The following is a 14,137-nucleotide window of genomic DNA, read 5'->3' as shown; positions in this document are numbered from 1 at the left end:
GAACACATCCGTCCAAACATTGAACGAATGTGTAATGTATAAACAAAACTAGTTTATTTCGCTTCTTTTAATGTAATCATCCAATCTTCCAAAAATGCGTCTGTTTCTCCCCATCCGTCAATCACATCTTGTAATGTTTCCATATTTACTTCTTCACCAGATGCATTTAAATCTTCTTGAGAGATTAGTGATGCTTCTAATGAATATTCTTGTGGTGTTTCTTCACCAGCCAACTTCTTAGCAAGTAAACGAACATTGACAGAACCAATTAATTTTGGATCTACAGCCGCTGTATATTTCCACGGACTACCTTCTTCTTGCATTAATTGTAAATCAGCATTCGATACATCAATACCATAAATCGCAATCTCATCTCTACCAGCTTCTGTTAACGCACGCGTCGCACCTGTAGCAAATGCATCCCATGTTGCAAAAATGGCATCAATTTCACCTTCAGGATATTTATTCAACCATGCTGCTACAGCATTTTGCGTATCTACTGTTGTATTATCATTCGCAACACCGAATCGTTCTAGTTCTTCGATATTCGGGTTTTCTTCTAATACTTGTGTATAAATATTATTTCTTCTTACCATTGGTGGAAAACCATCTACCCATAAGTAAGCAATTTTCGCTTCTTTACCTTGTTCTTCCACTAATTTATCTAATGCTAATTTCGCTAATTCTTCATCATTTTGTGATGTTAATGTAACACCATCTACTTCTAATAAATCAGGAATAGAATCAAATGTAACTACCTCCATTCCTTTTTCACGTGCAGCTGTTACTAGTTCAACTGTTGCAGCATCATCACCATGTGAAATAATCAATCCGTCATAATCTTGATCAATTGCTTGTTGAATCGTATTATGGAATTTTTCTGTATCTCCATTCGCTGAGAAAGTATCGACTTCCATTCCTAACGCTTGTGCTTCTTGTTGTGCACCAGCTAGAAACTGTGCAGTGTGATCATCTCCACCGATTTTACGAACAACCATAATCTTCAATGGTTCTTCTTTTGTAAATGCTTCAGGTACACCTTCTAAATTTGCTTTATTCGTCGTATCAGAATCCTTACCTGCTTCTTCGCCTGTAGTGTCATCATTGCTTGAACCACATGCAGCTAAAAATAGAACAAATAAGACCGCAAGCAACAATGAGAATAATTTTGTTTGTTTCATTGTAAAGCCCCCTATAAAATGTTATATGATAGACACACATGTACTGCGTGTTGTATCTAGATTCAAATCCGCTTTTCTCTTAGTTGACGGATGACTTCTTGTGTTAATAGTTGGACAATATCTTCTGTCTCTTGTACTTGATTCTCTCTAACAGAAGATGCTTGTCCTGTCGCAAGCTGTAAGGATTGATCTAAATCTTCATATAAATCATCAATATTTTCTAACCCTACAGATAGACGTACCATATCTTCTGATACACCTGTTGCTTTTAATTCTTCTCTCGACAATTGTAAATGGGTAGTTGTTGCAGGATGAATAATTAAGCTTTTCGCATCCCCAACATTTGCTAAGTGTGACCATAGCTTCATTTGATTAATTAATGCACTACCCGCTTCTCTTCCACCTTTAATACCAAAAACCACCACAGACCCGTAACCATTTTCTAAATGCTTCGATGCATATGCATGAGAAGGGTGGCTTGGTAATCCAGGATATGTGACCCAACTCACCGCTGGATGCTTCTCTAACCGTTCGGCTAATTGTAGTGCATTGCTATTATGACGTTCCACTCTAAGATTTAGTGTTTCTAAACCTTGTAGCAACTGGAATGCATTAAATGGACTTAAACATGCACCGAGATCTCGTAATAATTGGACTCTAAGCTTTGTTGCAAATGCGATCTCGCCAAAATCTTTTGCATAAATAATACCGTTATAGCTCTTGTCTGGCTCAATAAATCCTGGGAATTTCGATTGATTCCAATTAAATTTGCCACCATCTACAACAATTCCACCAATAGACGTACCGTGCCCACCAATCCACTTTGTTGCTGAATGCACGACAATATCTGCACCTTGCTCGATGGGACGACATACATATGGAGTGGCAAATGTATTATCAATAATTAAAGGAATATTTGCGTCATGGCTAATCTTTGAAACTGCTGGAATATCAAGTACATGTAAACTTGGATTTCCGATTGTTTCCGCAAATATCGCTTTTGTTTTATTTGTAATTGCTTTTTTGAAATTGATTGGGTTTGTCGGATCAACAAATTTCACTGTAATACCGTAACGTGGCAATGTAATCGAGAATAGATTGTATGTTCCACCATAAATATTGGTTGCAGCTACAATCTCATCTCCAGCTGAAGCTAGATTCATAATTGCCATGGATATAGCTGCCATACCTGATGCTGTCGCAACTGCTGCCACTCCACTTTCTAGCAATGCCATTCTTTTTTCGAAGACATCTAGTGTAGGATTCATCAACCTGCTATATATATTTCCATTTTCTTGTAATGCAAATAACTTCTCTGCATGTTCGGTATTTTCAAACACATATGATGTAGTTTGATAGATTGGTACGGCTCTTGACCCTGTTGTTGGATCAGGCACTTGCCCACCGTGCAGTAATAGAGTTTCTAAACGCTTATCTTTCATCAATGTACCCTCCAAAACGACTCAACTAAATAGCTAAAAATATAATAACACAAATATTCAGAATTTTGTCGAAATTCTGTGTATTATTTTAAAATACATTATTTGCTATTCATTCTATATGTGTATACAAAAAAAACCGTCTTTTCCTAATTGAGGAATTTAGAAAAAACGGTTTTATATTGCTTAGCTAAAAAGAAGTTGTACTGCACCAATTGCAGCGAAAAGTAAAACTAAAAATTGAAACACTTTTTGTGGGATTACATGAATCACTTTCACCCCGAGAAATGCACCAAGAAGAATAAGTGGAATAAACCACAAATTGAACGAAAAGGATTCTACTGTAATCATGCCAAGTGAGATGTAAAAAGGTACTTTCATGACATTCACAAAAAGAAAAAACCATGCACCTGTTCCGACAAATTCTCGTTTAGGTAATCCTTTTACTAACAAGTAAATTGCCATGACACCACCTGCTGCATTCCCTATCATTGTAGTGAATCCTGCTAGTATTCCCATGAGTAATGTAAACAATTTGGATTGTGGCAATGCTTGATTGAATCGCTCACCTAATTTGTCTCTGATCAAATGTAAAACAATCAAACTTAAGACAAGTAATCCAATCATCGGTTTTAATTGTTCATTTGTAATGAATCTCAACATCACATACCCTAGTAAAATCCCTATTAGTACAGATGGAATAAGTGCAAATAGATATTTCCAGACAACATTTTTCCGGTAATAAGTAACCGCATATAAGTCACCAATAATTAATAATGGCAAAAGTATCCCTACTGCATCTTTTGCTGGAAACACAAGCATAAATATAGTGACAACGAGAATTCCCATACTTGCAACGCCAGCTTTAGCAAAACCAATTAATACTGCCGAAAGTGCAATAACAATCCACTCTACGATTGATAAATCAAAAATAATCACCACTTCTTTCTAATTTAAAAATAGATCCGATATATTAAGCGATTACGCTTCACATTCAATATAGCATATACGTCAATATTCCCTTCATCTTTTTGACAGAAACGGGAAGAAGTTGTACGATTATAATGGTGGAAAATGGTAGAATTAATAGATATAGAGACTACTTTGTATTGGAGGGAATGACGTTATTTCGTGTAAATACGTCACATTAATATGAGTGAATCTTGGTATTATGTCCACTCTGGCAAATGCTCGCCAGCATACAATATGGCAGTGGACGAATGTTTATTAAATTGGCATAGCAAAAACGAAATACCACCCGTATTACGATTTTATGAGTGGGAGCCCGCAGGGATGTCAGTTGGCTATTTCCAAAAGACAAAAGGAAAGTTGGATACAAACAAATTAAATGAATCAAATATCCCGATTGTACGAAGGCTAACTGGTGGTAGAGCTGTACTACATGACAATGAACTTACATATAGTGTGATTGTATCAGAAAGTCACCCGAAAATGCCGTTATCTGTTAAAGATGCGTATAAGGTGATTTCTAATGGATTGCTTGAAGGATTCCGTGAGCTTGGCATTGATGCCACATTTGCATTACCTGAAGGGAAATTGGATGTTACCCAATCTGCTGTCTGCTTTGAAGAACCTTCTTGGTATGAGTTAGTGATTGATGGTAAGAAAGCTTGTGGAAGTGCCCAAACAAGGCAAAAAGGAGTGATTCTACAACATGGCTCCATTCCTATAGCAATCGACGATGAAAAGCTTTATAATTTTTTTATATACCCTAATGAAAAAGTGAAAGAAAGAGCACTTCGGGCATTTAGCGAAAAGGCTGTGTCCATTCAAGATGTCACAACTAGAAAAATCACCATGGATAATGTTACAACTGCTTTCAAAAAAGGATTTGAACAAGGATTAGATATAGAATTAGTTCCTTTTACTTTTTCTAGAGAGCAACAAGTAGAAATCGAACACGTCATGAAGACAAAGTACATGAATGATGACTGGAATTTATCTAGATAGGAGAAGATGACAAAATGGCAAACAGAGAAGAACACTTACGTAAACCGGAATGGCTCAAAATTAAATTAAATACAAACAAATCTTATAATAAACTTAAACACTTAATGCGTGACAAACGTTTGAATACAGTTTGTGAAGAGGCAAAATGTCCGAATATTCATGAATGTTGGAGTGAACGTCAAACAGCGACATTTATGATATTAGGGGATACATGTACGAGAGGATGTCGCTTTTGCGCTGTAAAGACAGGATTGCCGAACGAATTAGATTGGGGCGAACCAGAACGCGTAGCAGAATCTGTCGAAATCATGAATTTAAAACATGTTGTCATCACTGCAGTAGCGCGTGATGATTTGAAAGACGGCGGTGCACTCGTATTTGCAGAAACTGTAAGAAAAGTTAGAGAACGTGTTCCTGGATGCACGATTGAAATCCTCCCTTCTGATATGAAAGGGGATTATGAAAGTTTACATACATTAATGGATAGTAAGCCAGATATTTTTAATCATAATGTCGAGACAGTGCGTAGACTTACAAAAAGAGTACGTGCCATCGCCATGTATGATCGTTCTTTAGAATTACTTAGACGTGTCAAAGAAATTGCACCAACAACACCAACAAAATCTAGTATTATGGTTGGTTTAGGTGAAACAAAAGAGGAACTTATTGAGACATTAGACGATTTACGTGCAAACAATGTCGATATTGTGACAATTGGACAATATTTACAACCAACGAAAAAACATTTGCAAGTAGAACGTTATTATCACCCAGATGAATTCAATGAATTAAAAGAGATTGCATTGTCTAAAGGATTTACACATTGTGAAGCGGGTCCACTCGTGCGCTCATCCTATCATGCAGATGAACAAGTGAACAATTCAGCAGCTCAACGCCGTTTAAAATACGTAAAAGGTTTTGAAGAAACAAGTGGAGAACAATTAACTAAATTAACTTTTTAAGGAGTAAACAAATGGCAAATTACAAAGTGTTGTTTTTAGATATTGATGGCACGATTCTCCGAGCAGATCATACGATTGAAGATTCTACGAAAATTGCAATTAAAGCAGCGAAAGCAAATAATATTGAAGTATTTTTGGCAACAGGTAGACCTATTCATGAAATAAAGGAGATTGGAAAAGAATTAGATGTCCATTCCTATATTGGCTACAATGGGGCTTATGCTATCTATCAAGATGACATTATTGTGAATGAACCAATGTCCTCTTCTATCATTGAACATTATTTAGATGTTGCACGTACACATCATCATGATATGATTTTGTATACCAATAAGCTAAATTTGCTAACGTCAACAGAAGGAGACATTATTGAACATTTCCTAGATTACTTTGATATCCATCAAGCTCAAATTTATGAAGAAAAATATAAGCAAGATATTTTAGGGATTACCATCATGAATGTGAAACCAAATGAACCTGTTCTATATGACTTAGAAGAGGAGGACATTTATTTTTCTCAAGTAAATGTGGATGGACTCAGACATAGTTATGATGTCATCCGCGAGAATGTAAATAAAGGTAGTGCCATTAAACAAGTATTAGAAAGATTAAATATAGCTAAAGAAGATGCGATTGCATTTGGTGATGGAATGAATGATAAGCAAATGCTTTCCTATGTTGGACACGGGTTTGCAATGGGTAACGCAAATCCAGAACTCTTTCCTTACGCTAAATACAAAACAACTAGCGTAGATAATGCTGGTATTTATAATGGATTAAAGCAATTAGGTATTGTAAAAGAAGATTGAAACATCCTAGTTAGCTCATCTCTATGTTTATCAAAAAGAAGCCACTAAATCCTTTTTTAGAATTTAGCGGCTTCTTTCTTTCGTGCTTTTCACTGAGATGCCAATTACTTTTTTGTATCACACCTTAAATGAATGGAGAGCAACTAGTAGCTACATATATTTTTACACGCGGACTAATCATTCTTACATGCACTCACTAGTTGTTATCTACACTATAACAACTTCTTTCTCCATTGCCATTTTCTTTGTTATATTGTCTAACAATCTTTTTACATATGGGAATAGACAAATCCATTACACGCCCATTTTGAAAAAATTAGTCATTTACCCTAACAGTTTGGTACATTTCACATACATTATATAGTGATAATACAGAAGGAGGTTGAAATGAATGAGCTACTACGGCGGATGCAATCCATGTGGAGGGTATGGCAGTGGTTACGGTTATCCTAGCTATGGTTACGGTGGTGGATTTGCTTTAATCGTTGTTCTTTTCATCTTATTAATCATTGTTGGTGCTTCTTATTACAGCTAATCTAACAACAATATACCATTGATTTAAAAAACTGTGACAAGAGAATTCCTTAATTACAAATATCCAAACGATTCGAAAGCTATTTTCCGAGTCGTTTGGATTTTGTGCGTATTGGATGTCTCTATTTTGTAACTTTGAGCTTTTATATGTGCTTAACAAACGCTCCGGCTTGTCCGTTTCCCTTTCCGTGGGTTTTTCCCTTAAGCTAACTTTTTAAGCAAAGGGCGCTAAAAAAGTGGATCTTAGGGAAAAAACATCCCACAGGAGTGGAAACGGACACCTGCGCTAATTTATAACTCTACAATTACTGTAATTATAAAATCGTTGGCTTTATTCCATATTGATTATAATTTTGTCTTTAGATTACGTATCATGATGAACCAAACAAGTGTTTATTCGTAACAAATCAAAATATAAGCACTTCCAAACATTGTAGAACTTCATAGAGCATAGGCGCCCACTCCCACTCCTATGGAATCCTTTTTCCTGAAAATCCACTTTTCCAAGCGGTCTGTGCTTGGAAAAGTTAGTTGAAGGAAAAAGCCCATGGAAAGGGGAGTGGACAAGCCGAAGCGGATTATACGCACATCAATCGTTTCAAACTCATCAATAAAAGTGATGTCATATATTGTTTATAGCAAAACAACCGTTATGTTTTTAACTGTTTTATTAATTAATATACTGTCTGTTAAAATCCACTATACATGCACTTCCAAACATTGTAGAACCTCACTAAGCGCAGGCGCCCACTCCCACTCCTATGGGATTCTTTTTCCTGAAAATCCACTTTTCCAAGCGGTCTATGCTTGGAAAAGTTAGTTGAAGGAAAAAGCCCATGGAAAGGGGAGTGGGCAAGCCGGAGCGGGTTATACGCACACCATTTATTTCAGACTTACTAGTTAATTCTATGTCAAATCAACTTTTATAAGCAAAACTATAGCTATGCCTTATACTCCATTATATTTGATTTTCATTAATCATTCTTACTTCATATACTCCACCGGCAATGGTTCCTTCTTGTGCTTGGAATCTTACTGTTACGTTGGATTGCTTTTCATACCATTCCATCGGTATTGGATGCACATTTGTAAACAACTTACCAGGTTTATTATTATCTAATAGTTGATGTGCTAGCAATTGATCATTGACGAAAATATCAAAATCACGTTCCATTCTTTTTCCATCGATATGCATTGGAATATCGCCACCAAAATAAGTAACCGCAAGATACATTTGTTCTGATGATTTCACAGCTATTTCATAACTGAAGAATCCACCATCTCGTGCATCGCGATACCCTCTATGAACGACATTAAAATAACCTGATGTAGACTTACTTGTTTTCATCTGATGATCCACTTCTGGTTGTTGCTCATGTGGTGTGACAACATCTACTGTAATTCTTTGTAATCGATCACGTAATTCTTTTTCTTTATCAACAAAATGATGGTAATTTTCCTCTTTCATCACATTAAAATAAATCGTGTAACGTTCATGATGTACCGCATAAAATGGCTTTAATGTGACTTTTTGATTTCCAGGCTGTCCTATCGCACTCGTTTCAAAAATAAGATTCTCTTCATCTATGAGCGCTACCCAATTATTCACATCCGATTCATTTGTCACAATTGTTGGCACTTCAATGAGAGGATGATTATTTAGTTCTTGATGATCATCTAAAATGTCTGTCTCAGGGAAATTCTCTCGTCCTAACGCACCAGCTAATACTAGTGGACCATACATCACTACTTGTTTCTTCACATCATCTTTTGCTTGATATAGATGTAAGCCAATTGTAAAACGAATCGATACTACATCCCCTTTTTGGAATCCATTCGTTAATTTTACATATCCATTCTCCTCTTCTGCATCTACTATCTCACCGTTGATACGAATAGTAAGCGCACCTTTTTGCCAGTAAGGATTACGGATATAGATCGCCTTCGATGCTGGAATTTTATCAATTGTAAGCACTGTTTCGTTACGATAAGGAAATAGAGTTTCTTGTTTTATCGCAGTGTCATTTGACTTGTATGCTGCTGCAATGAATAAATGTACATAAAAACGGTCATCCATTTCTTCAAAAATACTTCGGTTGTAACGAGCGGGATTTTCCATACCTGTTCCAGTACAACACCAAAAAGAATTGTCCTTTGAATTATATACTTTAAAATGGCCTGGTTCTGACGAAACAAAATATGTCTTCATTCCAGAATCCGGATCTTGGGATGCGAGAATATGATTATAGAGTGCTTTTTCGTAAAAATCATAATATATACTATTTGGATCCCATCTAAATATGATTTCTGTCAATTTCAACATATTGTACGTATTACATGTTTCTGTTGTTAACACACCTAACTCTTCTTCATTTTCTTGGCCGAAATGCTCACGTATACTATTGCCACCAATCGCATATGTTCGATACTTAACGACTTGATTCCAGAAAAATGTAGCGATATGCTTGTACTTTTCTTTTCCAGTAATTGTATATAATTTCGCACATCCGATGACTTTTGGAATTTGAGTATTGGCATGTTTTCCTTCTAGGTCATCTTCTCCGATTGCTAACGGTTCTAATATTGCTTCATGGTAAAACTTCTCCGCTAATTCCAAATACCTGTTGTCATTTGTGATTAGATATAAATCCGCAAATACCTCATTCATCCCACCATGTTCACATGTTAGCATCTTTTGGAATGCATCATACGTTAAATTAGAAAGACCTTCATATGCCCAATCTGCCATTTTCTTCACAATCGTTAATGCACGTTCATCCTCTAATAGACGATAGACATCAATTAACCCTGCATATATTTTATGAATCGAATACCACGGGACCCATGATCCTGTTAAACTGAAATTTTCCACTTCAAATTCACCAGTAAACACTTTGTCAAAGCATTCGCGTGAAAAACCACTGATATAGCCATCTTTATCCAATGATTGGACATACTGCAGTTCATCTAACGCATAATTCAGTTTCTCTTTTAACTCAACATCCTTTGTCACTGCATACATTGTTGCCGCAGCACTTAACCAGTGACCGATGGAATGACCAGCTATTGGTGTACTTTCCCATCCTCCGTATCGTTCTTTCTTTGGCTCTTTACCTGCTGCTATATAACAAGGTGCAATTAAACGATCTACATCTAAATATAACAAGTATTCTTTTCCTTTTTCTTGTGATGTTTGAAATAAACCATGTAATAATTTTGTTTCACTCATACTATCATCCCTCCACTTATAAATTGCTATATTACTTAGTATCTACTATTATATAAGTAATGTACATTAACTAATTAATAGAATACCTATCTTTTTTTTAGTTTTATATACTGGAAATTGTATGAGGTGATGATGTGAAACACACTTTAGAACTCGATACAATGTCGATACCATTTATTAATGAAATTGGTTATATGGAAGATATAGATGGTGTGATGCGACATCCTAATCGTGTCATGCCAGAGTTACATGTATTTGTATACGTTATGGAGGGTAAATTACAAATTATCGAAGACGAACAATTGTATGATTTAAAAAAGGGAGAATATTTATTTTTAAAGAAAAATGTGCATCACTATGGACGCGATTTGTATCAAAAAGGGTCAGAGTGGTATTATATTCACTTTTTTACTAAAGAATTAACAAAAGAGCCGGAAGAATTTTCAATGTATGGCCAAACTTCTCTCTTTCCGCTTGATTTTTATCAAAAAAAATTATCTTTACCTAAGTACGGCAAGGTAAACCAATCATTGTATCTCGCAAAAAAGCTAAAGGATATTTTAGTTCAATATGAATCTTCCCATCCATTACGAGCATTATTCACAAGCATCCAAGTATATGAGATGTTTATGGAACTATACTCACATAGCAAAGAAACAACCTATTCTAAAAAACATAGAATCGTAGGATTGTTAATAGAATTATTTCATGAACAGAAAGGTAAGAAACTATCAAGCGAGGAGATTGAGGCTAAAATAGGGATGAATTATTCCTATTTGTCTTCTCTATTTAAAAAATATACAGGCAAATCGATTGTGCACTATCAAAATGAATTAATGATTGAACAAGCCATACAATTATTTAAACAAGGAAAATATAATGTATCGGAAGTTAGCGATCAGCTCGGCTTTACTAATCCATTTTATTTTAGTCGTGTATTCAAAAAAGTGACAGGTATGGCCCCAATTGCTTATGTGCAACAAAGTTATCGAAAGTAAGCAAAAAAATGATAAGATACTACTTTAGTTCGAACTTATCAAATGATTTGTGCGCATATAAACCGCTTCGTCCAAGCGTTGACTCTTTGGTTTATTACGAATATTGTTATAATGATAAGTAATCTAAATATACACAATCATAATCGATATCGAATTTTTATAATTACATTAATTGTAGAGTACAACAAAGCGGACAAGCCGAAGCGGTTGCAACGCACATAGCTAAGCTCAAAATTGCCAGATAAAACTACATCTCACTTTCCTTCTAAATACGCACAAAATCCAAACGATTCGGTAAACAGCTTTCGAATCATTTGGATTTGTTTAATCAAAGAATTCTTTTGTTCCAATCTCTCTTTTAAGCTGCTGATGCTTTTGGCGTTTCTGTATGTAGTAATCTTGCTTTTACTAAACGATGACGTACGACAATTCCAAGCCAACTTGCGAGCAATGCTTTGATAATACCAACAATAATAAATGGTGTTACTCCATTCGCAATAGCAAGTGACCATGGCAATTCTGCAACATACTTTAGTTGGATTGTCCCAAATACTAATGTAACTATCATTCCTACTATATTCGCTACAACTGCCATTTTAAATGTAAAAGCAGTTTTTTCTAAAATAAGTCCTGTAACAAATGCTGTTGCAATAAATCCAATAATATATCCACCCGATGGTCCTATAATTGCTTGTAACCCTGAAGAAAAACCTGCAAATACAGGAGCGCCAATCAATCCGAGTAACATATAACAAATCATCGACAATGTTCCTAAACGACTCCCTAGAATCGTTGCTGCTAAACCTACTGCTAATGTTTGTCCACTAAACGGAATCATGAATGCTTGAAATTGCACTTGAGCTAATATTGCTGTAATTGCTGCGAAAATACTTGCTAAAATAATCGAACGTAATTTTGATGATTGCAAAAAATTCTCCTCCACTCTTATGTAAACCTTATTAATATTTAGTTAACGTTAACTAGACAATAAATAAGTTAACATATAAAAAATGAAAAATCAACAATTACTTTTATTAAAAAAGAGATTATATCAAAAGAATTCTTCCATTAGAAAAACCCAAACGACTCGAAATTTACTTATCGAATCGTTTGGATTATAGAACTTTACTAAGCGCAGGCGCACAATCCCACTCCCATGGGATTCTTTTTCCTGAAGATCCACTTTTCCAAGCGGTCTGTGCTTAGAAAAGTTAGCTGAAGGAAAAAGCCCATGGAAAGGGGAGTGGGCAAGCCGGAGCGAGTTATACGCACATAATTGATTACACATTACTCATTGGCGAAGCATCATCTTTTTATCTCCAAAATCATACACGTGTTTAGTATGAAAATAATAGTTATATCTCAATCTCTATTACTTACTGTTATTGCCTTCCATATAGCTTCGTTTAACTTGTTGCTCTGTTTCTTTCATGCCATTCAGTTGCTGCTTGTTTTTTCCTTTACGCTGTTTCCTTTCTTTGCCCATCTTTATCACCTCCGTCATAGATTGTGATAAAGACATTCTTCATATACTTTGTTTTTGCAATTTCACTATTTTATTTTCATACAATGGTAATTTACTTAATTGATTGGTCTTTTGGTAAAAAGTAATGATTGCCATATAAGCTTCTTCCATTAAGTCAGCATCTTTTGCTCGTTCAATGTCAGCAATCCCTTGTTTGTACATGTCTTCTGCTTTTTCTAGTTCCTCTAATTGCTCATAACAATAGCCTAAGCGAATTGCAGCTAAGCCTTTTTCATTTCGACAATTGGATCCAAGCTTACTGTATATTTGTAAAGCTTCACTGTATCTAGCTAATGCTAATTGCATTTCTTCTTGTCTTAAATAGTTATACGCTAATGCTTGTAATGTATTTCCATATGCAAGTGTATTTGTTTTTTCTTCTTGCTCTAAGCCAAATAAGAAGTTCGTATACATATCAAAAGCTTTATCATATAATTCTTTATCAGAATAAATCTTGCCTAAAGCATAGAAATATTGCATTTCGATTTTTTCGTATGCTTTTGCATATGGTAAGCCATCTTCTAAATAAGATTGAGCTTTGTCTAATTCACCCATTTTTAAATGTATGGTACCTAATTTCGACAATAAGAAAACGTGTAAAAAGTGTGTTTTCTCATGTGTTTGGACTACATGATCAAATGCTCTTTTGTAATACTTTACAGCACGTGGATATGCAACGATATTCTCTTCTATTTCTGCCAACAACATATTGCCACGTAAATAAATAGGGTGTGTTTCATCAACTAATTCAATTGCTTCAATGATTGTCTTTCTTGCGATTCGCAAATCAATATGAAAATTCAATTCACCAATTTTTATTTTGATTGTAGCACATGCTTCTTTTGATATTGAAGCATCCACTATATTTGTAAATAGTGCAACAGCTTTTTCAGGTTGTTCTAACGCGATATAAATCTCTGCTAACTTATCTAGCAATTGTAACATCTCAGGATCTGTCTTTTTACATGATTTTTCTAATAATTGTTTTGCTTGTTCTAATTGCGTATGCGCTTGGTGTAATTCATCTTCTTTATAAAAAAGCCAGCCTATTTTCTGATACACTTTTGCAATGATTCGCTCATCGAATTGATGTTTCTCTAAGTATTGTAACAAACGTGCAAGCGTCATCTTCGCTTCTTTCAACTGATTCGTGGACTCATCTAATGTCGCAAAAGACAAATGTGCTTGAATATATAACTGTTCTGTTTCTTTATCTTTTGGACGGTATTTCATCGTTTGTTGAAAATGATGCGAAGCGAGCGCATAGTTCTTTTCTTCTTTATAAAAAAGACCTGCAGTATAATGAAGAAATAGAAGCTCAAGCGTTGACAATTCCTCAATTTTCTTTAATTGTTCCTCTATCGCTACAATATCACGAATGACCTCTTGTCTTTTCCCTTGCTGAATTTTCATGATTGTTTCTTTCGCTTTTTGCTTCCATTCCATTTCTCATCACACCTTTTTTATATTCATTTCTATCTGTACTAAT

General features: G+C 35.2%; 9 protein-coding genes and 2 pseudogenes. 5 read left to right on the top strand and 6 right to left on the bottom strand.

Annotated features, from left to right (window positions below):
- Nucleotides 1–53: 53 nt before the first annotated feature.
- From ACFOZ1_RS04095 to ACFOZ1_RS04085, 3 genes and pseudogenes are all read right to left on the bottom strand, one after another.
- Nucleotides 54–1,181, bottom strand: a complete 1,128-nt coding sequence (locus tag ACFOZ1_RS04095; RefSeq protein ID WP_390196226.1) for a sugar ABC transporter substrate-binding protein — start codon at nucleotides 1,179–1,181, stop codon at nucleotides 54–56.
- Nucleotides 1,182–1,336: 155 nt separating this feature from the next.
- Nucleotides 1,337–2,623: pseudogene (locus tag ACFOZ1_RS04090) on the bottom strand (O-acetylhomoserine aminocarboxypropyltransferase/cysteine synthase family protein); the annotation flags it as partial.
- Between the two features lie 183 nt (nucleotides 2,624–2,806).
- Nucleotides 2,807–3,559: a sulfite exporter TauE/SafE family protein gene (locus ACFOZ1_RS04085; protein WP_390196224.1), complete on the bottom strand. Its 753-nt coding sequence runs from the start codon at nucleotides 3,557–3,559 to the stop codon at nucleotides 2,807–2,809.
- 213 nt (nucleotides 3,560–3,772) lie between these two features.
- Between ACFOZ1_RS04085 and ACFOZ1_RS04080 the strand changes: the two genes are divergently transcribed.
- The 4 genes and pseudogenes from ACFOZ1_RS04080 to ACFOZ1_RS04065 all read left to right on the top strand — a co-directional run.
- On the top strand, nucleotides 3,773–4,591 hold the full coding sequence (locus ACFOZ1_RS04080) for a lipoate--protein ligase family protein (protein ID WP_390196221.1): 819 nt from the start codon (nucleotides 3,773–3,775) through the stop codon (nucleotides 4,589–4,591).
- A gap of 14 nt (nucleotides 4,592–4,605) precedes the next feature.
- Nucleotides 4,606–5,553, top strand: coding sequence for a lipoyl synthase (gene lipA, locus ACFOZ1_RS04075; RefSeq protein ID WP_390196218.1), 948 nt, complete (start codon nucleotides 4,606–4,608; stop codon nucleotides 5,551–5,553).
- A gap of 11 nt (nucleotides 5,554–5,564) precedes the next feature.
- On the top strand, nucleotides 5,565–6,362 hold the full coding sequence (locus ACFOZ1_RS04070; RefSeq protein WP_390196211.1) for a Cof-type HAD-IIB family hydrolase: 798 nt from the start codon (nucleotides 5,565–5,567) through the stop codon (nucleotides 6,360–6,362).
- Nucleotides 6,363–6,813: 451 nt separating this feature from the next.
- Nucleotides 6,814–6,897 (top strand): annotated as a pseudogene (locus tag ACFOZ1_RS04065) (YjcZ family sporulation protein); the annotation flags it as partial.
- Nucleotides 6,898–7,854: 957 nt separating this feature from the next.
- Here ACFOZ1_RS04065 and ACFOZ1_RS04060 read toward each other — a convergent pair.
- On the bottom strand, nucleotides 7,855–10,125 hold the full coding sequence (locus tag ACFOZ1_RS04060; protein ID WP_390196209.1) for a beta-L-arabinofuranosidase domain-containing protein: 2,271 nt from the start codon (nucleotides 10,123–10,125) through the stop codon (nucleotides 7,855–7,857).
- Nucleotides 10,126–10,259: 134 nt separating this feature from the next.
- Between ACFOZ1_RS04060 and ACFOZ1_RS04055 the strand changes: the two genes are divergently transcribed.
- Nucleotides 10,260–11,123 (top strand): AraC family transcriptional regulator, encoded by an 864-nt coding sequence (locus tag ACFOZ1_RS04055; protein WP_390196206.1) that lies wholly within the window; start codon nucleotides 10,260–10,262, stop codon nucleotides 11,121–11,123.
- A gap of 358 nt (nucleotides 11,124–11,481) precedes the next feature.
- Here the strand turns inward: ACFOZ1_RS04055 and ACFOZ1_RS04050 are convergent, their stop codons facing one another.
- Both ACFOZ1_RS04050 and ACFOZ1_RS04045 read right to left on the bottom strand, forming a co-directional pair.
- Nucleotides 11,482–12,051, bottom strand: coding sequence for a biotin transporter BioY (locus ACFOZ1_RS04050; RefSeq protein ID WP_390196203.1), 570 nt, complete (start codon nucleotides 12,049–12,051; stop codon nucleotides 11,482–11,484).
- A 597-nt stretch (nucleotides 12,052–12,648) separates the two neighbouring features.
- Nucleotides 12,649–14,094: a tetratricopeptide repeat protein gene (locus ACFOZ1_RS04045; RefSeq protein ID WP_390196200.1), complete on the bottom strand. Its 1,446-nt coding sequence runs from the start codon at nucleotides 14,092–14,094 to the stop codon at nucleotides 12,649–12,651.
- Nucleotides 14,095–14,137 lie beyond the last annotated feature (43 nt).

Origin of the sequence: Gracilibacillus marinus, from assembly GCF_042651725.1 — a bacterium.
GTDB lineage: Bacteria > Bacillota > Bacilli > Bacillales > Amphibacillaceae > Gracilibacillus > Gracilibacillus marinus.
The sequence above is the reverse complement of the archived record's forward strand: the minus strand, read 5'-3'. Positions and strand labels throughout refer to the sequence as shown.

Excerpts from the sequence above, each read along its gene's own strand:
- ACFOZ1_RS04095 (WP_390196226.1), bottom strand. The coding sequence starts at position 1,181 with ATGAAACAAACAAAATTATTCTCATTGTTGCTTGCGGTCTTATTTGTT.
- ACFOZ1_RS04080 (WP_390196221.1), top strand. The coding sequence starts at position 3,773 with ATGAGTGAATCTTGGTATTATGTCCACTCTGGCAAATGCTCGCCAGCA.
- lipA (WP_390196218.1), top strand. The coding sequence starts at position 4,606 with ATGGCAAACAGAGAAGAACACTTACGTAAACCGGAATGGCTCAAAATT.
- ACFOZ1_RS04070 (WP_390196211.1), top strand. The coding sequence starts at position 5,565 with ATGGCAAATTACAAAGTGTTGTTTTTAGATATTGATGGCACGATTCTC.
- ACFOZ1_RS04060 (WP_390196209.1), bottom strand. The coding sequence starts at position 10,125 with ATGAGTGAAACAAAATTATTACATGGTTTATTTCAAACATCACAAGAA.
- ACFOZ1_RS04045 (WP_390196200.1), bottom strand. The coding sequence starts at position 14,094 with ATGGAATGGAAGCAAAAAGCGAAAGAAACAATCATGAAAATTCAGCAA.